Source organism: Hymenobacter elongatus (assembly GCF_004745955.1).
Lineage (GTDB): Bacteria > Bacteroidota > Bacteroidia > Cytophagales > Hymenobacteraceae > Hymenobacter > Hymenobacter elongatus.
In genome coordinates this window covers 66,070-88,923 of sequence record NZ_SRLD01000022.1, presented here as the reverse complement: position 1 = coordinate 88,923, position 22,854 = coordinate 66,070, and the positions used below count along the sequence as shown (strand labels likewise).

At 57.6% G+C, this 22,854-nt stretch carries 16 protein-coding genes and 1 pseudogene; 7 read left to right on the top strand and 10 right to left on the bottom strand.

The features are described from left to right. Positions 1–118 (top strand): annotated as a pseudogene (locus E5J99_RS12390) (IS5/IS1182 family transposase); the annotation flags it as partial. 78 nt (positions 119–196) lie between these two features. Here the strand turns inward: E5J99_RS12390 and E5J99_RS12385 are convergent. From E5J99_RS12385 to E5J99_RS12365, 5 genes are all read right to left on the bottom strand, one after another. Continuing rightward, positions 197–3,805, bottom strand: coding sequence for a reprolysin-like metallopeptidase (locus E5J99_RS12385; protein WP_135498121.1), 3,609 nt, complete (start codon positions 3,803–3,805; stop codon positions 197–199). Between the two features lie 455 nt (positions 3,806–4,260). Then, complete coding sequence (locus E5J99_RS12380; RefSeq protein WP_135498120.1) at positions 4,261–4,848, bottom strand: hypothetical protein; 588 nt, start codon at positions 4,846–4,848, stop codon at positions 4,261–4,263. Between the two features lie 107 nt (positions 4,849–4,955). Further along, positions 4,956–6,149 carry an MFS transporter gene (locus E5J99_RS12375; protein ID WP_135498119.1) on the bottom strand — a complete coding sequence of 398 codons (1,194 nt, stop codon included), beginning with the start codon at positions 6,147–6,149 and terminating at the stop codon, positions 4,956–4,958. A 589-nt stretch (positions 6,150–6,738) separates the two neighbouring features. Further along, entirely contained in the window at positions 6,739–7,158 is a 420-nt protein-coding gene (locus E5J99_RS12370) for a hypothetical protein (RefSeq protein WP_135498118.1), read from the bottom strand. Positions 7,159–7,438: 280 nt separating this feature from the next. Then, on the bottom strand, positions 7,439–7,963 hold the full coding sequence (locus E5J99_RS12365) for a hypothetical protein (RefSeq protein WP_135498117.1): 525 nt from the start codon (positions 7,961–7,963) through the stop codon (positions 7,439–7,441). A 215-nt stretch (positions 7,964–8,178) separates the two neighbouring features. On the opposite strand from E5J99_RS12365, the gene E5J99_RS22275 reads away from it, so the two are divergent. After that, positions 8,179–8,262, top strand: coding sequence for a T9SS type A sorting domain-containing protein (locus E5J99_RS22275; RefSeq protein ID WP_135498125.1), 84 nt, complete (start codon positions 8,179–8,181; stop codon positions 8,260–8,262). Positions 8,263–8,524: 262 nt separating this feature from the next. Next, complete coding sequence (locus tag E5J99_RS12355; protein ID WP_135498116.1) at positions 8,525–11,344, top strand: HD domain-containing protein; 2,820 nt, start codon at positions 8,525–8,527, stop codon at positions 11,342–11,344. Positions 11,345–11,370: 26 nt separating this feature from the next. On the opposite strand, the gene E5J99_RS12350 is transcribed toward E5J99_RS12355, so the two are convergent. Then, a complete protein-coding gene (locus E5J99_RS12350; protein ID WP_135498115.1) occupies positions 11,371–11,685 on the bottom strand; it encodes a hypothetical protein in 315 nt (104 codons plus the stop codon). 94 nt (positions 11,686–11,779) lie between these two features. On the opposite strand from E5J99_RS12350, the gene E5J99_RS12345 reads away from it, so the two are divergent. Together E5J99_RS12345 and E5J99_RS12340 are read left to right on the top strand one after the other, a co-directional pair. After that, a complete protein-coding gene (locus tag E5J99_RS12345; RefSeq protein WP_135498114.1) occupies positions 11,780–13,651 on the top strand; it encodes an ABC transporter ATP-binding protein in 1,872 nt (623 codons plus the stop codon). Between the two features lie 145 nt (positions 13,652–13,796). Further along, positions 13,797–14,384: a DUF4136 domain-containing protein gene (locus E5J99_RS12340; protein ID WP_135498113.1), complete on the top strand. Its 588-nt coding sequence runs from the start codon at positions 13,797–13,799 to the stop codon at positions 14,382–14,384. Between the two features lie 147 nt (positions 14,385–14,531). Here E5J99_RS12340 and E5J99_RS12335 read toward each other — a convergent pair whose 3' ends face one another. The 4 genes from E5J99_RS12335 to E5J99_RS12320 form a co-directional block, all read right to left on the bottom strand. Then, positions 14,532–15,536, bottom strand: a complete 1,005-nt coding sequence (locus tag E5J99_RS12335) for an XdhC family protein (RefSeq protein ID WP_245318927.1) — start codon at positions 15,534–15,536, stop codon at positions 14,532–14,534. 254 nt (positions 15,537–15,790) lie between these two features. Beyond that, on the bottom strand, positions 15,791–18,094 hold the full coding sequence (locus E5J99_RS12330; RefSeq protein ID WP_135498112.1) for a xanthine dehydrogenase molybdopterin binding subunit: 2,304 nt from the start codon (positions 18,092–18,094) through the stop codon (positions 15,791–15,793). A 132-nt stretch (positions 18,095–18,226) separates the two neighbouring features. Beyond that, a complete protein-coding gene (locus tag E5J99_RS12325; protein ID WP_135498111.1) occupies positions 18,227–19,663 on the bottom strand; it encodes an FAD binding domain-containing protein in 1,437 nt (478 codons plus the stop codon). A gap of 193 nt (positions 19,664–19,856) precedes the next feature. Next, positions 19,857–20,792: a hypothetical protein gene (locus E5J99_RS12320; RefSeq protein WP_135498110.1), complete on the bottom strand. Its 936-nt coding sequence runs from the start codon at positions 20,790–20,792 to the stop codon at positions 19,857–19,859. 235 nt (positions 20,793–21,027) lie between these two features. On the opposite strand from E5J99_RS12320, the gene E5J99_RS12315 reads away from it, so the two are divergent. Both E5J99_RS12315 and E5J99_RS12310 read left to right on the top strand, forming a co-directional pair. Further along, complete coding sequence (locus E5J99_RS12315; protein WP_135498109.1) at positions 21,028–21,576, top strand: redoxin domain-containing protein; 549 nt, start codon at positions 21,028–21,030, stop codon at positions 21,574–21,576. A gap of 130 nt (positions 21,577–21,706) precedes the next feature. Further along, the gene (locus E5J99_RS12310; RefSeq protein ID WP_135498108.1) at positions 21,707–22,786 is read left to right on the top strand and encodes an MJ1255/VC2487 family glycosyltransferase; all 1,080 of its coding nucleotides are present in this window, start codon (positions 21,707–21,709) and stop codon (positions 22,784–22,786) included. Positions 22,787–22,854: the final 68 nt, after the last annotated feature.

Sequence of the window (22,854 nt, the reverse complement as noted above, 5' to 3'; positions counted from 1 at the left end):
CTGGCTCAACCGCTTCCGCCACCTGCTGATTCGTTGGGCCAAAAAACCCGAAAACTATCTGGCCATGCTCCATTTTGCTTGCGCTCGAATCACCTGGTATAACTGCCTATTTGGATAGGCTCTTAGTCACCAGTTCAACCAAACAAAAAGGGCGGCTCCATCTGGAGCCGCCCTTTCGCATGTATACCCAAGCTGGTTATTGCTTCAGCAGACGCTGCACCGCCGTGCCCTCGGGCATATCGATGTGCAGCTGGTAGACGCCGGGGCTGAGCTTGCTCAGGTCCAGCTCGTGCTGCAGCAGGGTAGCGCCTTTGGTCAGGGTTTGCGCCGATACCGTGCGGCCCATGGCATCGGTCACACGTAGCGCGATGGCCCCACGTTGCGCGTTGTCCACGTTTACCTTGAAAATGCCCGTGCTGGGGTTCGGGTACACCTGGATGCCTTTGAGCAGCGTGGTGCTCTGGTTGCTCAAAACGCTGGCTACGTTGGTATAAACCGAAGTACCGCTAGCATTAACCGAACGCACCCGGTAGAAGTACGTGCCATTCACCGTTACCTGATCTTCGTAGTACGTGTTGGGGGCTGCTACCGTCGTTACACGCTGGAAGCTCGTGTTGTTCTGGAACGAGCGCTCCACTTCGTAGGTCGTAGCGTTAGAGTTCGGATCTACTGACCACAGCACGTCTACTTTACCACTGCCATTGGTGTACGCGTTGTAGATGGTCTGCAGGGAGAGGGGCGCGGGCGGTGCCGTACCAAGGGTGCACAGCTCCAGGCTCCAGGACCGCAACGAGCCGCCATTGGCCGCGTTGTTGTCGTTGATGGTCAGTACCCAGTCGCCGTTGGCCGGATCGTTGAGCAGGTCAGACAACTGACCTGCGGGCCGTACCGTGGCGGCGCTGTTCAGCGGGCAGCTGAGGGCTGCCGTGGCTGCATCATCAAAGTTCAGGTTGATGTCAGCCGTGCCGGCACACAGATTGGCGAGCAGCGTGATGGAGCGCTTGGCGGGGTTCGTCAGCGTCAGCGTCAGCTCACTTACGGCCGGGTGGGTGATGACCAGGTTACGGATTCGGATATCTGAAACCACTTCTGACGTTGCCACGGCAATGGTGGACGTCACAGTGCGAACGGCCCCAGCGGTGATGGCACGGGGCACCTGCGTAGCCGCGATTGTCTGGCAGATAGAAGCGCCGGTCTGGAACTGGGCGGTGGCCGAAAAGGGAGCCGCTCCGCACGGGCTGGTCCCCCGCACACGCCAGAAATAGGTAGTGTTGGGCTGCAGCGTAACGACCGGCGTGAAGCTGGTGCCTGTCACAGCGGTCAGGGCAACAGTAGGGTTCGTGAAGGCTGCGTTGGTGGCAACTTCAATTTCGTAAGCCGTGGCATTAGGCACTGCGGTCCACGAGAAGCGGGGCCGTTGCGTAGTGCGGGTGGCAGTCGTTGGCGCAATCGGGCTGGCTGCCTGCGTGGCCGATAGACTTACCACCACGCGGAACTGCTGCTGCTGGGTGACGCTGCCGCTGGTGCCTACCAAGTTGATCAGGTAGGTGCCCGAAGGCGTAGCGGCCGTGGTCGTGATGGTAGCCTGAGTAGTACCGCCCACGCTTACGTTGGGGTTGGTATAAGTCACCGACATTCCCGCTGGCAGGTTAGCTGCCGACAGGGCTACGGTGCCCGTGAAGCCTTGTAGCTGACCCACGGCGACGGTTACCGGAGTGGCTGCGCCGGGGCAAATTGTTGGGGGCTGGCCCGAGGCCGTGGTCGGAGTCAGGAAGAAGGTTGGACCCGTGGGGACCTGGATAGCAAAGTTGCTGTTGGAAATATCAAAAAAGACATTGCCCGAAGCCTGCACTTTGATGCGGGCCAGCGAGGAGTTACCTACGCTAGCCGGAACCGTCACCAGCTGGGTGCCGTCGTTGGGCGTGTTCACCAGCAACACCGTAGGGAAAGTGCGGCCACCATCCGTCGACAGCGTAATATCCACGTTAGCCGCGCTGATTGGGGCCGCCGTGGTGTTGGCCACGTCCCAGCTGACTTGCTGGGGCGCGCCGGCCAACCAGCGAATCGGCGTGGTAGAGGCCGTGTTGGGGAACGTAACCAGGAACGGACCCGCCGTGGGTACCACCACTACGTGCATCGAGTCGTAGTCGACGCCACCACCGCCTACGCGGTTGTCGCGGGCTACCAACCGGAAAACCATCCGCCGGCCATACGCAGGCAGTACTTCGCCGATGGTATCGGTATTCGTAAGCAGGTTATACAGCTTGGGGAAGGTGCGCGTAGGGGAAGCCGTAGGCGTGAAAAACCGGAAGAGAGGCGCATTGCCAACAGGTGCGGTCGGCGGGCCGGTGGGGCCCAGGTCAAACTGCTCCCACGAATACGTGAGTGGGTCGCCATCGGCATCGGTAGCCGAGCCGGTGAGGGCGAAAGGCGTGCTGACCGGAATGCGGTAGTTGGCTCCGGCATTCACTACTGGCACGAGGTTGTTCGTGGGCGTGATTACGGCGCAGTTGCCCGCGCCCGTAATGTGGGTCACGATCTGGTCGAAGCTGCGCGAATGGAAATAGGGGAGGCTGTTATCGGCCAGGTCCTGCGGGCTGCAAATACCGGCGTAGGCCATGATGGTGACACCGCTGCCAGGCTCGTAAGAAGAAGAAGCGGCCAGGTTGTTACCGGCGCAGTTGCCGGTGTTGCTGTTAAACGTATGGTCGCCCCCGAACTGGTGGCCTATTTCGTGGGCCACAAAGTCAATATCGAAGGCATCGCCCACCGGGTTCGGCAGGCCGGTTACGCCCCGGGCTTTGCCCTGGCTGAAGGCTGCATTGGTAGGTAGGCACACCGATGGGCGCTGTGCCACGCCACCGCCGCCCGTGCTGAATACGTGGCCAATGTCATAGTTAGCCTCGCCGATAATAGTAGAAATCGTGCGTTGGTTCTCATTCAGCATCGCCCCGCCGCTGGAGTTGGTGTAGGGGTCGGTGCTGCCATCCAGGTACACCAACTGGTCGTTGTTGGCAACGAGTACCAGCCGAACGGCGAGTTCTTTCTCGTACACCCCGCTCACGCGGTTCACCGACGTCACGATGCCGGCCAGGGCACCGGCTTTGGTCCCGCCTTTAGTGGCGGCATACTCGCCGGTGCAGGCCATGGCCAGGCGGTAGGTGCGGAGCTGCGTGCCGTTGGGCTGACGCAGGAAGGCTGTGGGTTGCGGCATCGCAAGCGCGGCGTCGGCCTCGGTGGTAAGGCACACGGCCCCGAGCGCGGCCTGGTTCATGGCCTGCCGCTCAAATACCAAGTGGTGCACATTGTCGCCCTGCGCCGCCGGATCGATGTAGACCGTGCGGCCCTGGCTGCCCAGAATCATACCGTGGAAGCCGGCCGGTGACACATCCAGCCGGGCTATGGCCGAAGGATCGTCGATGCCCTGGGCCTGGTAGGTGTTGATAGCAGGATATTTGGCGGCCAGCGCCGGGTGCATCACCGCTACTTTAACGATGCGAAAGCGCTGCGAGCTGCCATCGGGCATCGGCAGAGAAATGACGGTGGCTGAGTTGCGGGCCCCCGCGCCTTGCTCGGCCGGTGCCTGCTGCAGCGCGCCCCGCACGGCATCCATCTGGAAAGAAACCGGACGATACTGGCGCAAGGCGGCCGTGGTGAGCCGGGCAGCGGCCGGTGCCTGCGTGTCGTCGGACCAGAGGACGCGCTGGGCCATTGCCTGGTGCGGAGCCCCCGCTGCTGCCAGCAGCAGGCTGCCCAGCAGGGCCGGTTGCCACGTGCGCCACGAGTTCGTAAAGCTTGAAGTCATAAGTAGGAGCAGGAAGATGAAGGATGGTCAGAAACTGGTTGAAGGCCCCTAAGATACTGTTTTTTGCCGCTGCCTCCGGTCCCAGATTATGTCTTTTTCCTGCTTCATAGCAATTGAACCTGTTTAGGAAGCCGCTCGAAATACGCTAAATCGACCTGTCGACCGCCGGGAGACATCTCGCGTACTGACGTTGCCTTAGCAGCTGTTTGAGTTATTAAAACCGGTCATGCTTGATCTGGCGTCCGCGCAGTCGAAGCATCCCTACCGCTTCGTCGAACGACTCCTACGAAGCGGTAGAGATGCTTCGACTGCGCGGACGCCAGATCAAGCATGACCGGTTCGGAATTTTTTAACTCAAACAGATTCTTAGTAAGCATATACCAGTGCACGCGAGATGTCTCCCGGTGGTCGACAGGACGTTCTGTTTTGCTTTTTAAACGGCCTCAGTATCAGGACTACTTTTCCAGCGTCTCAAACCCTTTCTTGCTGCCGGCCGGTAAGCTGTCTTTTGCAAAGCAGAGGTAATGCTGGGTATCAGCTGAACGGTAGGGCTCGATAAAAAAGGTTCGGCCATTTCGGATAAGCATGGCCCGGAGTCCGGCCGGCGTCAGCTCCAGGCGCACGTCATTGGCTGTGTTGCCGATTTCCTGGCCGGCGTAGGTTTGCAGCTCCGGGTACTTGGCGGCCAGCTCGGGAGCCATTACCTGGGTGGGGCGCATGCGGTAGCCGACCAGCGAGCCGTCGGGTAGCGGCAGCAGGAGCACCAGCCCGGCACCAGTGGCACCAGTGGCACCAATGGAGGTGGCCGTTGCCAACGCCTTTTTCAGGCCGGCCACGTTGAGCCGAACGACCCGGTAGTGCCGGGGCTGCAGGCGCGGTCGGCCCAGCCGCTTCGCCTGAACCGCGCCCACGGGCTGCCAGAAGGATGGCGCAGGTTGGGCGACGCTTTGCGGCATGGGTTGCACGTGGGTTTTTTCGGGGGCAGCAGGGGAATTTCCCCACAGGGAAACCGCCCCAATAGCCCATACAAAAACGAAAGTCATACGTCAGGCGGTAAAATGTGCGTGCGAAACAGAGCAGTAGCTTCTACGCTATAACCCTGCCGAAGTGGGAATCAGGATACGGGGCTGGCCGGGGCGCGGGGCGGGGCTCACGCCCGCGCCGGCTGCTTTTCGCGCACGCCCCACAGCAGATACGCCAGGGCCGCCACCGTAGCCACCACACTGGCGGCGTGCACGTAGGGCAAGCGGCTGTCGATGTTCCCGTAGATCCAGCCGGCCAGCAGCGCCCCCAGCCCAATACCGACTTCCAGCGCGATATACATTGTGGCCACCGCCCGGCCGCGCCGCGCCGGATGGCTCAAATCGATGGTCCAGGCGTAGATTGTGGGCGAATTGAGGCCGGTAGCCAGACCAAACAGCACGGCCGAGCCCAGAAACAGCGGTACCGAGTGCTCTACCAGCGTGAGCAGCACCAGGGAAATGACCAGCAGGGCCGTCGATAGGCGCAATACCGGCAGGCGGCCGTATTTGTCGGAAGCCCGGCCGGCCAGCAGTCGTACCACCAGCGAAGCCAGGGTGAAGCAGGTATAGAACAAGCCTTTGTCGGCCGCTTTGAGTCCCAACACCCGGCTCTGGTCGGGCACGATGGTCAGGATGGCCCCAAAGGGAAACAGGCACAGCAGCGTGACCAGGGCCGGAGCCAGCACCCGGGGTTCCAGTACTTCGTGCCAGTCGAGGCGCAGCAGCCGCCAGCTGAAGCGCTGACGCTGCTCGGCGGGCAGGGTTTCGGTCATGGTGCCCTGCACCACGAGGCTGAGCAGCGCCAAACCCGAGGAGCAGTAAAAAAGCGTGTTCAACGAGGTGGCCGCCGTGATATGCGGCCCCAGCGCCGGACCAGCGGCCATGCCCAGGGAGCCCGCCACACCGAGCAGCCCCATGGCCTCGCCGCGCCGCTCATACGGGATGATATCGGCAATGAAGGCCGCCGTGCCGGTGGGTTTGAAGCCCGTGCTGAAGCCGTGCAGCAGCCGCAGACCCATGAAGCCGGCCACGGTGCTCACCCACGGATAAAAGAACCCGCATATAAAGCACACCAGCGAGCCAAATACCATCACCGGAATGCGCCCCACGGTATCGGCCAGCTTCCCGCTGAAAGGCCGCGAAAGACCCGCCGTGAGGGTGAAAAGCGCAATGATGAACCCTTTGTACTCGGCCCCGCCCAGCCGCGTCAGAAAGTCGGGCAGCTCGGGCAGCAGCATGTTAAAGCTCATGAAAAACAGGAACGATGACAGGCACATCAGCCAGAAGCCGGCGGTGTAGACTTTATTTTGGGTGGGCAGCATGAAGACGCAGGCGCGGATAGGGCCGCAAAGGTCGGTAGAAAACTCGGGTGCTGCCGCTCCCTATTCGCCTGAAGCTGGGGCAGTCCGTCTACTAAGTAGTCGCGCAAATAAGTAGTCGCGCAAATAAGTAGTCGTAGCAAAAAAGGTCGTCATGCTTCATCTGGCGTCCGCTTGTCGAAGCATCTCTACTACAATAGTAACTGATTACTGTGGCGGTAGAGATGCTTCGGCTTCGCTCAGCATGACGTTCTAAATTCAATACGATTACTTCTGCACGACCACTTAAAGAGCGTCATTCCGAGCTTGCCGAGGAATCTCGCGTGCTGACGTTGTTGGAAACAGACTATCCTGTCGACCATTCTGCGCTCCAGGCAGAGAGGAAATATCCCGCGCGCCGACGTTGCACTGCTACCTCTGATTCGGCGGGAGAGATGCCTCGATTTCGCGGACGCCAGATCAAGCCGTTATCGTTCTTTTTTTCAACAGCTCTACCACACCACCAGCTCACCCGCACCGCACAAAGAAGCCCCAGCCGCAACAGCGACCGGGGCTTCTTACTTATAAAAGGAGTGCCCAGCGGGGCGCGGCCCTAGGCGGGCAGCGTGGCCCGGTGCGTGGCAATGCCCTCCTTCACGGTGGTAAGCGTTTCAACCTGCTTGGCTATTTGCTCAGTGTCTACGCCGATAAAGAATCGGGCGACGCCCGAGGTCAGGCTTTTGCTCTTGCTGAGGCTGGTACGCCGCACCAGCAGGGCAGCCCGCTCGTCGGTGGCGGTCTGCAGCGTGTCGGCATCCAGGCCGGCCGTAGCCAGCAGAATATCCTGGGTTGCTATCTGGGCATTCACTTTGGCCAGTTGGGCGGTGGTGCGGGTGGCAGTCCGCTGGGTGCGGGTATCGGTCAGCTCGCCCTGGGCTTCGCGGGTAGTGTACGTCTTGAGCTCGAATTCAATTTCGGCGGTGGCCTCATCGCACAGCGCGCGGGTGGTGAGGAGAGAATAATCTACGGACATGGTTGCTAGCAGTTAATAAGGTTAAAAGATGGAACTGCCCTTCCAACGCTCATCCGTTTCTGAATAGTATGCGTCTTCGTCTATATTAATGCCGTAGAATGTGGTGTAGAAGCTATTTGCGTGCGCCCACAACTCTTCAGAGCGGTGTAGAGACGCATAGTTGCGTCTCGTCGTTGCTGACGTCGCTGTGTCCGCCCGATACTAGGTCGTTCAACGACGAGACGCAACTATGCGTCTCTACACCGGTTCAGCAACCTGGGATTTTAACGCAAACAATTGCTTAGCCCGCATGCTCCGCCAGCGCCACCTGCTCCGCCGCCAAGGCCGCCAGCCGGGCCCGCAGCAGGCGCCAGCGAGTGGCGTCTTCGGGCGGCAGCGGCCGGGCCTGCCGCGCTAGCCAGCCCGTGAGCCAGGCGGCGCGGTCAGGGTTGGCAGGGTCGGGTGGAACAGCGGCGGCGGCTTGCTGCAGTGCCGGTAGGGCCTGCGCCCACCGTTCGGCCACGCGGGCCCGCGCCTCCAGCGCGGCCAGCTCGCGCTCCACCCGGGCCGCCTGCTGCCGGCACACCCGCCGCCGAAACTCCAGCTCCGCCGCCTCGGGCGCGGGCAGGCCCGGCGGGCGGCTAGTTGGGGCGGGCGTTTCGGCGGGCACTCCGACCGGTGGCAAGTGCAGCAGCAGAGGCCGCAGGGCCAGCAGCAGATTGGTGGTCAGGCCCCGCCGCTCCGTCTCAATGGAATGAATGAGGGTAGGGCTCACGCCCAAATACAAAGCCATTTCGGACTGGCCCAGCCCAAACCAAGTCCGCACGCGAACTATCAGGTTAGTCGATGGTAAAGAGCGACGCGGCATATTAGGGTGTACAAGTATTCTTTGGTTTTCGAAAATAGTTGTACAGTAACGACGGAGAGGGTGTACAAGTATTTTTTGATTTATGGAAATAGTTGTACAGGGTGGTGGCGTAAGGGCCGAAGGAAACAAAGAAGCCCCAGCGGCGGGGGCAGCTGGGGCTTCTTGGGTAATACCTGAGCGGCCTGACCACGGGCATCTACATCGTGCGCCTCCACACCCAGGCGGGTACGGTGGTGAAACGCCTGGTGAAGGAATGAGCCCCGTAGCCTAAGCAACCACAAGCCTTGCCAGTGGCTGGCGAGGCTTTTTTGATGGAAGTCGAACCATTACCTTTATCGCAACTAGTCCAAAAAACTACTATAGCGGTTTCGCGAACCGTAGCCACCCGATGTAGAGACGCGTATTCGCATCTCGTCGTTCGTGCCGCCTGCCCGGTTTCGTTCAACGACGAGACGCGAATACGCGTCTCTACAGCAGCCGGGTTGCACCGTTCACGAAACCGCTCTAACACTAATTATCATGCAAGAGTCTCTCCTTTCACAGCTACAAACAGCGGAAAAAGCACTTTTTGGCGAAACCGATTTCAGGATATCAAGCAACATAAACAACCACCTGATACCGGTGGCAGAGGCTCTATTAAATCGTATTCCGTCTTACATGCCTGAATATACATTGCATAACATTGGTCATTGCAGAACTATACTCGATAATATAAGAAAGATATTGCCAGACCAAGTTCAATTAAACATTATTGAACTCACTATACTAATTCAAGCAGTTTTCCTGCATGACATAGGCATGGTTATAAACAAAGAAGAAGCGGAGACTATAAAAAAAACATCGGAATTCAAAAAAACTTTCATTGATTTTGAAGCAAATGCTGATGAAGACGATATTTTGACTGAATATATTCGACGCAACCATGTCACAAAAAGTCTTGAATACATAGACCTCTTTAAAAATGATTTCAATACTTATAAAATTGATTTTACTTTTAACGGAATAGACTTATCTGACTGGGTAAAAAACGTAATTTTAAGCCATGCACATGGTATAGATTTTTTAAAGAATGAAGAGAAATATCCGAAGGACAAATTAATTGATACGTACCGTGTCAATATACAATATATTGCAACACTCCTTAGATTAGGAGATATACTGGATTTTGACTTGTTTAGAACTCCATATTTTTTATACAAGCACATCAACCCTCAAAATAAGATAAGCATTGAAGAATGGCGAAAGCATCAGTCTATCGAGGGAAAGTGCATTTCAGGCAAAACAATCGAGTTCGACGCGAAGTGCTCTTCAGCCAGAATTGAGCGTTCTGTGCGAGATTTTGTTGAGTGGATTGAAACAGAAAGACGAGATACAATTGGTTTGCTTGGAAACAATTCCAGCTATGCTCTCGACTTAACCAATGAGGTCATTCTAAAGTGCAGAAATGATGGCTCATATATTTTTACAGACCTTCAAATAAACTTAGACTACGAGAAAGTGCTAAGCATATTAATGGGCACTGAACTTTATGACTCTGCCAACATTTTTATACGTGAATTGATTCAGAACGCATATGATGCATGTAAAATGCGCACGGAATTATCAGAAAGATATGACGACACTTTCGTTCCCAAAATAAGCATAACGTATTCGACTGAAAGCTTGATATTAAAAATATCAGACAATGGAATCGGCATTGACGAAAGCGTGTTTCAAAACTATCTAATAAAAATTGGTAAAAGTTATTATAAAAGCAAATCATTTCAGTCAGCTGATTTTAGATTTTCACCAATTAGCAATTTCGGTATAGGCATTATTTCATGTTTTATGGTGTCTGACTCGATTGAAATTGAGTCAACCAAATATTACGGCCCTTTGGATACGCCAACTCCAATACATTACATTTTGAATCTGCACGATAGGTTCACAGAAAAAAGAAAAAGCGTAAAAAGTAATTTTGGAACGACCATAACATTGCAGTTAAAAGAAGATTACGCCTCCAAATTAGAAAATGACTCACTGCTTAATATTATACAGCAAAGTATGAACTATCAAGAAATACCTATAAACTTAACAATTGACGACAATGTGCATTGTTTAAATAAAAAATCTATTTCTATACCAGAAGAGTATACTCATATCAATAACATTGCTATTTTTGAAATCGAAGAACAAGATTGGATTGAAGGCAATATTATTGTTTATCAATCTCAACATCAAACAATTATAAGCGGAGGAAAAGTCTCGCAACAGTGTTTTGCAATATCACAGAGTAGTTCGCAATTGGGCTTAGCCCCTGTATGGATGCAGCACTGTGAATTTAATATAAATATATCGCCACCAAGAAAGCTGCAACTCAAAGCAAACAGAAATAAGATCATTGAAAATGATGATTTCATTTTCTTAAAGAATTTCATACTTGAATTCCTTATTGAGAAATTCGACTCTAGCGAGTATGAAAATATGTTGCCATTATTTCTCACAAGTAAACCTTTTCGGTTTTCTGGTAATGACAAGGAATATGATTTCTTAACCAGGCGAATTAAGTTTTATGCTTTTTCTTCAAATAAAGGCAAACAAGTAATTTTGTCGCAGATTACGAAGAAATATCAAGGCAAAAGAATAGCTTTGCTTCACAGAGATTACTTTAACACTCCTGGATGTATTGATAAATGTTCTTTCTTATTCAAGAAATATGACCTGATACTTGTTCAAGATGGTTATATAGATTTCCTCTTTGGATTTCTTCGGCCGTATATTAAGGAAGACAATTTAATTGCCACAGGCATATCTGGTCTAATCTATCGTGAATTTTTATTAAAAAGCAATATTGCGTTGGATGTAAATGATTATATTAATAAAAAGACAATTTATAATCAAATAAAATATAGAGGAATCAACGACAAGGAAATCACTTATAAGGGAAATAAAGAACAACTATTTTGTATAGTTGGCAATAATCAATATAACAATATTGACTTGCAGTTTAATGCAAATCATAAGCTTACAAAGCTCTTGCTTAGCGGGGCTGACTCGTTGTATGTTAGAAGATTCACTGCATCATTCGAAAACAACCTTGCCATGGCCCTACACAATGAAACCACACTCGTATCCTATCAAAACTATAACGGCCAGCACCATTTCTCAAACAATAACCACCAATCTTTAGCTCTCAAATGCATTGGATTAATTAAAACTTCTTTCATAACAACACTTAATAAATCCCTATTGGAGGATGTCCTACAACCACTCAAGAAATTAGAAATTCTTGATGGAGACCCATCTACATACCTTTTGACAGAAGTGGATTTCCCGGAATGGTGGATAAGCAAAGACTGAGTGGTTATTCACACTGCTTTCAAGCTTCATCCTTTAGTTTTAACACCCCACACCAAAAGGCCCCACCAGCAACTGGCGGGGCTTTTCGTTTCCTTCCAGATGGGGGCGCCGGTGGCCCCGCCCCCGCTGAGCACGAGGAGCTTGGGGTAGCCCTGGAAGCGCAGCCGCACTGCGGGCTGGGTGGGCGAGCTTTTGGAGGGGCGCAACGGCACCCGGATTTTCTGGTGGCGGGTGTTGCGGGCTAGCAGGCCGATGAGCATTTGGCGGTCGGTGAGGCCGTGCATGGGGCGGGCGCGCCAGCAGGCCGGCTTCTTAAGGGCACGCTTGAAGAGACGGGACACGGGCCACTGTACGTCTTTCCAAGGAAAATCTGACACCCCCTGCCAAAACGGCCGCCCCTCAACTCCGGCCCGAAGTATGACGTAGCCGGCTTCTATGTCCTGGTTATCCAAAAAAATCGAGAAAATCTCCGCCAAGCGGCCCCGGCCCGATGGCAAGCCGGCCCTCAGCGTGCGGGAACGGGTGTCGGCTCTGAAAAATCTGCCCGAGTTTCTGGGGCTAATCTGGGAAACCAGCCCGACCCTCACGCTCGGCAATATTGTGCTGCGGCTGCTGCGGGCGGCCTTGCCGGTGGCCATGCTCTATGTGGCCCGCCTGATTCTGGATTCCATCATTGGTCTGGCCCGCACGCCCGGCGCGTCCCTGACCCCGATTATCGGCCTGGTGAGCCTGGAGTTCGGCTTGGCGATGCTTTCCGATGTGCTGGGGCGCGGCGTGGCCCTGCTCGACAGTCTGCTCGGCGACCTGTTTGCCAACCGCTCCTCGATTCGCCTGATGGAGCACGCCGGCCAGCTCGACCTCGACCAGTTTGAGAACAGCGCCTTCTACGACAAGCTGGAGCGGGCGCGCCGACAGACGCTTTCCCGCACCGTGCTGATGTCGCAGGTGCTTTCGCAGGCCCAGGATAGTATCACGATGGTGTTTTTGGCGGTGGGACTGGCGGCCTTCAATCCGTGGCTGCTGCTGCTGCTGCTGGTAGCCGTGGTGCCCGCTTTTTTGGGCGAGTCGCACTTCAACGAGCGCAGCTACTCGCTGGTGCATGGCTGGACGCCCGAGCGGCGCGAGCTGGACTACCTGCGCCAAACCGGAGCCAGCGACGAGACGGCCAAGGAAGTGAAGATCTTCGGCCTGTCGGGCTTCCTCATTGAGCGTTTCAAGCTGCTGTCCGATGAGTTCTACCAGAAAAATAAGTCGTTGGTGGTGCGGCGGGCCGGCTGGGGTGCCCTGTTTGCCGCCGTGGGCGCGGGCGGCTACTACGCGGCTTACGTCTACATCATTGCGCAGGCCGTGCGCGGCACTATCTCCATCGGCCAGCTCACGTTTCTGGCCGGCTCCTTTGCCCGCATGCGGGGGTTGCTGGAAGGCATTCTGAGCCGCTTCAGCAGTGTGGCGGAAGGCGCGCTGTACCTGCAGGATTTCTTCGACTTTTTCCATTTGCAGCCCCACATCGGGCGGCCGGAAGACCAGCCCACGCGGCCTTTTCCGAGGCCCATTCGGGAGGGGTTTGTGTTCGAAAACGTGGGCTTTCAGTACCGGGGCGGCACCAAATGGGCCATTCGCAACCTGAGCTTCACGCTGCGGGCCGGCGAAAAGCTGGCATTGGTGGGCGAAAACGGAGCTGGCAAAACCACGCTCGTCAAGCTGCTGGCGCGCCTCTACGACCCCACCGAAGGCCGGATTCTGCTCGACGGCCACGACCTGCACGACTACGACCCGGCGGAGCTGCGCCAGGAAATCGGCGTTATCTTCCAGGACTTCGTGCGCTTCCAGCTCTCGGCCAGCCAAAACCTGGCTGTAGGCCGCATCGAGGAAAAGGAAAATACGGACCGGATTCAGACGGCGGCGGCCCAAAGCCTGGCCGATACCGTCATCCAGAAGCTGCCCGGCGGCTACGACCAGATGATTGGTCGCCGCTTTGCCGGCGGTGTCGATTTGAGCGGGGGCGAATGGCAGAAAATAGCCCTGGGCCGGGCCTACATGCGCGACGCCCAGCTGCTGATTCTGGACGAGCCCACCGCCGCCCTCGACGCCCGGGCAGAGCACGAAGTATTCCAGCGCTTCGCCGACCTCACCCAGGGCAAGACGGCCGTGCTGATTTCGCACCGCTTCAGCACCGTGCGCATGGCCGACCGAATTCTGGTTATCGAGAACGGGCAATTCGTGGAAATCGGCTCGCACGAGGAGCTGCTGGCCCGCAACGGCCGCTATTCGGAGCTGTTTGCGCTGCAGGCAGCCGGATATCGGTAGGATGCAAACTCCGGCTGCTCCTCAGCGCCGGGTGCAGAACTACCGAAGGGAGAAATTTTTTGCGGATTTTTTGACTTTTAGTCAATACATAAGCCTCTCGGATGACGTATCTTAGGCTACCCATTCCTCAAAAGATTTTCTGCCCATGAAACTGACCTCTATACTGATTTTTGGGTTGAGTGTAGCCCTTTCTGGTTGTTTCGCCGCCCGCGAGGCGCGCATCGAGTCTGACTATAGTTATACCGGAAACTTCCGCCGCTACCGCACCTATGAGTTTGTGACGGGGCAAGGGCTGGCAGCCGATACCAGCAAGATGGGCACAGTGCTGCGGGACGCCATCCGGACCCGCATGCGGGTGCAGGGCTACAAGCCGGCCCGCAACCGGCCCGATCTGCTGGTTCTGTTCCGTTTGTTTGAGGGCGACATGGCTTTTCGCGGCTACGCCCAGGAAGATCTGACCAAGTGGATGACCTCGGGGACGGTAGAGGACGACGAAACCCCCAAAGACAGTCGGCAGGGCTACCAGCCCGTCAAGATGGTACTCGCCGAAGGCACGCTGCTGGTCACCCTCATCGATAACAAGACCAACCGGGCCGTGTGGAATGGCTATGCTTCCGGCGTAACGGTGCCATCGGGCGTGCAGGGGGAAGTGGTGCTGCGCCGCTCGGTGCGCTCCATTTTCGACCAGTACCACGTCTTCACCGAAGGCTACCTGGATGGCTCCAGCCAGTAGGGCGGCTCAGAAGCTGTTTGAGTTATTAAGAACGGTCATGCTGAGCGAAGTCGAAGCATCTCTACCGCTTCGTTTGAGCAGTCCGACGAAGCGGTAGAGATGCTTCGACTTCGCTCAACATGACCGTTTTAGATTTTTTTTACTAACTCAAACAGCTTCCTGGAAAACCGCTGGCGCGTTTCGAATCCGGATAAGCTCAGCGGCCACACTGACCGCAATTTCTTCCGGTGTCCGGCTGTGAATCGGCACTCCGATGGGAGCATGCAGGTGCGCCACATCGGCCTCCGAATAGCCTGCGGCCGATAAATTGGTTCGCAGCTCCTGTATTTTCGCCGCGCTGCCCATCAGCCCCAGATAGCTGACCTGGTGCCCGATCAGCTGCCGCAAGGCCACCTCATCGGGCCGGTAGCCAAAGGTCATGATGACGACATACTGGTGCGGGCCTTCGGGCACCTGCGCGGCCAGGGTTTCGTACTGCACGGTCCGCTTGTGGTGGGCGTAGGGGTTTTCTACGTGCGTGTTCAGCCCGGCCCGGTCGTCGAGCACCGTAATTTCGAAGTCGAGAGTAGCCGCCACGCGCGACAAAGCCAGGGCAACGTGCCCGCCGCCCACAATCGTCAGCTGGTCGCGAAACCCGAGGCGCTCCTGGTATTCCCACGCGGGGCCACTGCGGTAGGAGCACGCCACGGCCCGGGCATCGGCTGCGCTAACTCGTAGGCCCGCCGCCGACAGGTGCAAAAATTGGTGCGTATGCCGGGTAAGCGCCTGCTGAATCGCCAGAATTGCCGGTACATCCGCCGCCGTCAGAGGAAGCAGCAGAATAACTTGTTCGCCGGAGCAAATCATGCCGGAGCGGTCTTCAGCCGCTTCCTTACGGTGCACCTGCGGGCGAATGAGCAGCGTGGCGTCGGCCTCCCGCATACGGGCGCGGGCCAGCTCCACGAATTTATGCTCCATAATGCCGCCGCCGATAGAGCCAGCCATGCTGCTGGCCGTCACGCTCATTTTGAAGCCCTGCCGCCCCGGACTGCTACCACTACTACTGAGCACGCAGAGCAGCGTTACGGGCAGCTGAGCCTGCAAGCTGGCCGCCACATGCTGCCACACCGGAAAGTCGCGGGGAGTAGAAAGAGCGGCCGGAGAATGGTACACGAACTGAAAATGAAAGAATGGAAGGCACGAATAGTGTCGCCGCCGCCTCGCCTGGCGGGCAGGTGGGGCAGGGTTTAGCGCCTTAGGCTATATGAACAATAAGTACAAGACCGTCATGTCGACCAACGGGAGACATCTCGCGTGCCATGGTAATCAGATTACTGCTTCGACCGTCATGTCTCCCGTTGGTCGACATGACGGTCGAAGCAAGCAAACCCTAAAAACGCTACTGTCCACACAGTCTAGTAAATAGATCAGGCCACTGCGGTATTCGAGACGACTACGGCGCTGGTGGCAGTAGGGGCAAGGGCCGGATACAGATTCAGCAATACTTTCTCGGGCGTGATGGGCGCGGAAAAGGTGGGCTGGTGCGCCGGCCGGAAAGCCCGAATAGCTTCCCGAACCGCAAAATAGGCACCGATGCCGTACATCAGCGGCGGCTCGCCCACGGCTTTGGAGCGCAGAACGGCTCGGGGATGGCCGGGGGTCTCCAGGAAATGCACGTCGAGGCGCTGGGGCACCGAATACAGGTCCGGGATTTTGTAGCTGTTGAGTGAGTTGCTCAGCAGCCGGCCTTCGTCGTTATACAGCAGCTCTTCCATCGTCATCCAGCCGATACCCTGCACCGCGCCGCCCTCAATCTGGCCCTGGTCGATGGCGGGATTCATGCTTTCCCCGAAATCGTGCACGATGCGTACGGCATCAAAGGTATAAGTACCCCGCAGGCAGTCGAGCGTGACGGTGGTGTAGGCCGTGCCGTAGACGTGGTAGGCAAACGGATAGCCCTGGTTCGTAACCGGGTCAAAATGAATATCGGGTGTGGCGTAGTGGGCGTTTTCAGTCAGGCTCACCCGCTGCCAGTAAGCCGACGACACCAGCTTTTCCCACGTCGTGTCGGCCGGCTGGCCGGCGCTTAGCACCTGCTCGTTCCGGATGTCGAGCCCTTCGTAGTGGAGCGTATATTCGGTGCAGGCGTGGCGCAGCAGCCGTTCCCGCAAGGCCTCGCAGGCTAGCTGGGTGGCTTTTCCGTTCAGGTCGGCGGTGGCGCTGGCGGCAGAAGGGGAGGTGTTGGCCACGCGGGTCGTGTTGGTCGATTCCACCTTCACGCGGTTGGGCGAAATCCCCAGCGTCTGGGCCGCCACCTGGGCAATCTTGGTGTTCACGCCCTGGCCCATTTCCACGGCTCCGGTGCTCACGCCCACCGTGCCATCGGTGTAGATGTGCACCAGGGCGCGGGCCTGGTTCATGGCCGTTTTGGTGAAAGAGATGCCAAAGCAGATCGGCATCACCGACAGCCCTTTTTTGCATTGCTCGTTCTGCTGGTTGAAAGCCGCCACTTCGGCCCGCAGCTTGGGCAGGTCATACACTTGCTCGGCCGTGTCCCAGGCCAGCCCGGCGTTGCACATTTCGGCCGGCTGGCGGTACGGAAACAGGTCGTTTTCGCGCAGCAGATTCCGGCGCTGAATTTCGCTGGCGGCTACGCCCAGGGCTTCGGCCGCCCGCACGATGGCCGCCTCAACGACAAACATACCCTGCGGCCCGCCAAAGCCCCGGAAGGCCGTATTAGGCGGTAAATTGGTGCGGCAGCTATACGCCGTAGCGGTTACGTTGGGAATGAAATAAGTATTCGTGGCGTGAAACAGCGTCCGTTCCAGCACGGCCGGCGAAAGGTCGGCCGCCGCGCCGGCATTCTGGTAGAAAGTGGCTTCGTAGGCCAGAATACGCAGGTTTGCATCCAGCCCAATGCGAAAATCGGACGAGTAGGGGTGGCGTTTGCCGGTCATGCGCATGTCGGCCATGCGGTCGAGTACCAGCTTCACCGGCCGCCGCGCTACGAAGGCGCCCAGCGCCGCCAGCGCGCCCCACGGCGTGGCCTGGTCTTCTTTGCCCCCAAAGCCTCCTCCGAGCCGGGTTACGTCGACCTCAATCTGGTGCATGCCAATGCCCAATACATGGGCCGTATGGCGTTGCACGGCCGTCGGGCCCTGGGTCGAGGAAATGATGCGCACGCCGCCCATTTCTGTTGGGAAAGCATACGCGCCCTGCGTTTCAATATACAGATGCTCCTGCCCGCCGGTTTCCGCTTCGCCCTCAAAAATGTGGGCACACTGGCTCCAGGCCGCTCCCGAGTCGCCGATGCGAAAGGTGCGCGGCGGCACTATCAGCTCGCCCTGGGCTGCCGCCACGCGCGGATCGGTGATGATGGGCAGCGGGTCGATATCGACGCGGATGAGATGGAGAGCAGCTTGGGCCTGATGCTCGGTTTCGGCCAGCACCAGCGCCACCGGCTGCCCGCGAAAGTGCACGTGCCCTTCGGCCAGCAGGGGTTCATCGGGCACGATACCGCCAATCTGGTTTTCGCCCGGAATATCAGCCGCCGTCAGAATACGGATTACGCCGGCTGCGTTGAGGGCATCCGCCACATGAATGGCCCGCAGCCGCCCGTGTGCCAGCGGCGACTCAAACACTACCGCGTGCAGGGTGCCTTGCTGCACCGGAACGTCATCTATATACTGGGATTCGCCGCGCACGTGGCGCACTGGGTCGAGGTGATTCATGGCAGGAGCGCCAGAGGCCGGCGCAATAACACCAGGCATCTGCATGGTGAGGCGTTAAACGAAATCGTTGAGAACAAGCAAGTGGCTGCCCTGCGCCAACAGCATGGCGGGCCAGGCGGACGCTAGGGGGCGCTACACCAGCTCGCGGAAGGTGAGCCGCTCGGGGAAGAGCCGCAGAAAATGCGCGAACAGCAGCTGCCGCAGCAGCAGGCGCTTGTAGTCTACCGAGCCCCGCACGTCGCTGATCGGGCTGATTTCACTCTGGGCAATGGCCGTGGCGGCCGCCACGGTTTCGGGCGTGATTTCCTGCCCGACCAGAGATGCCGACGTACGCGCCAGATACAGCGGAATCGGGCCTACGCCACCCGCCGAAATCCGGGCCTCCCGCACGAAGCCATCGGCGACGCGCAGCCACACAGCCGAGTTGACGCTGGCAATGTCGAGGTGGGTGCGTTTCGAAACCTTCTCAAAGTTGAAGCAATCACCGGCCTGAGGTGCCGCAAAGTGTATCTCCAGCACTTGCTCGTTCGCGGCTTTCGTCAACGTTTTGTAGCCGCTGTAGAGGTCGGAGAGGAGGATGTCGCGGCTTCCCTTTCCCGGTACCCCAACCGTTACGGACGCATTCAGGGCCAGAAAGAAAATGGTCAGGTCGCCGATGGGGGAGGCGTTGATGAAGTTGCCGGCCACCGTGCCCATATTCCGGATGGGCGTCGATGAAATCAGCTTCATGTAGTCAGGCAGGTGCGGAAACAGCGCCTGCATAAGGGGGGAAGCTCGCAGGTTTTCGGCCGTGGTAGCCGCGCCAAACACCACTCGCCCATCGGCCTGCTGCCGGATGCCGCGCAGGCCGGGCCGGTCGTATACGAGCTGCACCGGCACTTCGCGCAGGTGTTCGGGGCGCTGCACCAGCAAATCGGTGCCGCCGCCCAGCACCTGCGCCGCCTCAGTTGAGTGGCCGTTGGTGGCCGGCTGGCTTTCCTGCTCGGCCCGCAAGGCCTGTAGCTGCGCGGGTATCTGCTGAAAGTAGGCGGGCACAAATTGCCGCTCGGCCAGCCAGCTCAGGGGCTGCTCCGTATCGCGGCCGGCGAGCTGTTGGGTAAGAGCCTCCGTGGCCCGCTCCAAAGATTTGTAGCCCGTGCAGCGGCAAATGTTGCCATCAATGGCCGCCAGGCCGGTTTGGGAGGTGGCGGGCTGCGTGCTCAGGCTGTGCCCCGTGAGCGACATCACGAAGCCCACGGTGCAAAAGCCGCACTGCGAGCCACCTTCCTGCACTATAGCTTGCTGCACCGGCGTGAGCGTGCCCGCTGCTGCGTTGATACCTTCTACCGTCACGATGTGCTTGCCGTGCGCATTGCCCAGCGGCGTCAGACACGAGGTCATGGACTGGTACTGCACGGTGTTGTCGGGCTGCAGTTCGCCTACCAGCACGGTGCAGGCCCCACAGTCGCCCTCCCGGCACCCTATTTTGGTGCCTTTTAAATGCTGGTGGTAGCGCACAAAATCCAGCAAGGTGCTGCCCGCGGGCTGGTCGGTGCGGATGCGCTGATTATTGAGGTAGAAATGAAGCATGCGGAAAGAAAAAACTAAAGCCAGGAGCGGAAGTTAGCAAAAAGTACGCAGGCTCTGAAGCGCCGGGGTGGTCGGTGCGGGGGTGCGGCGTTGCGGTGGGGCGTTGCTGCGCTTTGCGGGCAGCTGCTGTAACAGAAAAAGCCCTGCCAGTTGGTCACCAGTGGCAGGGCTTCGGGAAAGAGGCGGCGGAATCTTATTTCCGGGTAGTGGGAATGCGGAACTGCAGGCCGATGGACGGAATGAAGGTGAGGCCGCTGAGCTTGGTGCTCTTGTTATTGAGCAGCTGGTAGGTGCCGTAGTTCTGGTAGTACACGGCCAGCGCCGGCACTACGTAGGCATAGCGGTAGCCTACTTTCACGTTCAAAAAAGCCCCGTAAGACGAGAAGTTCTGCTTGCGTTCCGGCAGGTTAGGAATCAGCTGGGTGGCTTGGCTATTGGTATAAATTCGCTTGGGGTCGAAACCGTAGCGCAGGAAGGTGTGGGAGTATACCAGGCCGTAAGAAACGGCTCCTACTTGTTCTTCCGGCCCGAAAGAATGGCTGAACACGAGCGGAATCAGCAGGTCCTGGCGGGTGGCCCGAAACCGGAGCAGCTCGTTGATATTGTCGAAATACGGGATATCGGGCAGCTTGGCCCGCTGCGTGGCAAATTGGATACCGATGCTGCCATAGCGGGCCCCAGCCGCGCCGCCGGGGCGCTCGGGCGTACCCACAGGCCCCATAAACTGATACATCCCATCAAAAACGTGCGACCCAAACGCGTACTTATAGCCCACGTCCAGCCGGTCGAGCACACCGTAGCGCACGTAGAGGTCGGCGGCCGGCTGCACGGGGTCCAGCACGTAGGCCAGGGCCGCAACCTGTAGCTTATCGACCAACTCGTTGGAAGTGCCGTAGTCTACTTTTTCCTCCTTGGCCAGCTGCTCGGCCGCCGCCTTGATGGCAGCGCCCGTTTTGCTGATCGTTTCGGTCGGGATATTGAACGACTGATTACCTCCTATTTTGAACTCCCCGCGGGGCGTAACTTTGCCCGACATCGTCATGCTGCGCGGTGCCGTGCAGGCCGTCATCACAACGGACGCCAGGGCCGTCAGAACCAAATTGATACGCAACATAGGAAGCTGTTTCATTGCTGAAAGAAGGAAATGACGGTAAGAAAGCGTAGGCGCGGAAAGGGAATTCGGTTGCCAAAACCAGGCCGAAAGTACATAGCTTGGCCGGGAAGCCGTTGCGGAACTGACCAGGCAGCGAGGCTGTCTACCAAAATAGTAGGTCGGAAACTGCTGACCGGAATCCATTGCAACGGTGAAAATACCGGTACAGCTGTTGCTGCGGATACTACTTTTACTGCCCGTGTACTACCATATGAAGGCGTTACTATCTCTTTTTCGGTTCGTTCTGGTACTGACTCTGGCTGTGCTCACGAGCGCGGCCCGGCTGCAGGAGGCGCGGCCGGCCGTGCGGGCTACGGTGTACGTATTCTTGTCGGATACCTGCCCCATTAGTCAAAATGCTACGCTCGTTCTGCGGCAATTGCATGCTGCCTACGCCCAGCAGAACATCCGGTTTCTGGGCATATTCCCGGATCAGGAACTGCGACCAGCTGACCTTATTCTGTTCGGTAAGCAATACCAGCTGACTTTTCCTTTGCGCCTCGACGAGCGGCAAGTGCTGACCCGGCGCTTCCAGGCCCGCATTACCCCGGAGGTCGTCGTGACAGCTGCCGATGACCGCACGGTGCTCTACCAAGGGCGCATCGACAACTCCTATGCCCGCCTGGGGCAGCGCCGGATGGTCGTTACGCATCATGAGCTGCGCGATGCGCTGTCGGCCATTGTCGCGGGTCAGCCGGTGGCCCAGGCTCGCACTGAGGCGGTTGGCTGCTTTATCACGACTACCGCTCTTCAGCGGTGAGGCCAAGTGGTAAGAAGCCTTGTGAATAGCGGTAAAAAACGACTCTGATTACTGTAGCACGCCTGCCGTGCGGTAGTTATACCTTACATTCCGGGCATCTACTACTATACGCACAGTCCGGAATCCTCCCATGAACATTCTCTACGGCGTGCCCGGCGAAGGCCTGGGCCACGCAACCCGCAGCAAGGTTATCATCGGGCACTTGCTCAGCCAGGGGCACAATGTCTGCGTCGTCAGCAGCTCGCGCGCCTTTCAGATGCTGGCGGCCACCTTCCCGGGTCGGGTCCATGAAATTCGGGGCTTTCACCTGGCTTATAAGCACCTGACGGTGTCGAAGCTGCGCACGGCGGCCCTCACGCTGCGCACGGCACCCGAAAACCTGCGCGTCAACTTCGCCAAGTACCGCGAGCTGCTCTGCGACTTTCCGCCCGATCTGGTCATCTCCGATTTCGAGTCGTTCAGCTACTTTTTTGCCAAGTGGCGTCGCTTGCCGCTGCTCAGCATCGACAACATGCAGATTCTCAACCGTACCCAGCTGGACGTCGCCGTGCCCCGCGCCGAGCGGGAAAATCTGCTGCTGGCCCGGCAAATTGTGCGGGCCAAGCTGCCCCGAAGCCGACAGTACTTTATTACTACCTTCTTTCAGCTGCCCATCATCAAAGCCAACACGACGCTCGTGCCTCCTGTCATCCGGCCCGAAATCCTGGCTGCTTCAGTTACTGCCGGCGAGCATGTGGTGGTGTATCAGTCGGCCACCAACCAGAAAGATCTGGTACCCATGCTACAGGCGCTGCCGGGCCAGCAGTTCCGGGTATATGGCTTCAACAGGGAAGAAAACTACGGCAACGTGCAGCTGCGGGCCTTCAGCGAGCAGGGCTTTATCGATGATCTGGCCAGTGCCCGGGCGGTTATTACCAACGGCGGTTTCTCGCTGATCAGCGAAGCGGTGTACCTGCACAAGCCCATCTGCGCCATCCCGATTCCGGCCCAGTTCGAGCAGTTTCTGAACGCGGCCCAGGTCGAGAAGCTGGGCTACGGCCGCCATTTCAGCGCCCTGACCGCCGACAACATCAAGGCTTTTCTCTACGACCTGACCGGCTACGAGCAAGCCCTGGCCGCCTATAGCCAAACCGACAACGACCTGCTATTTCAGCAGCTGGAAGCTGCACTGCGGGAAATAGCGCTGGAAACAACCGCCGCATGTGTTTGACCAAGCCCTGCAAAACGACCAGCGGCCACTGGCAGCGGCCAATAGTCGACCGAAGCTGCGGCCGCGCC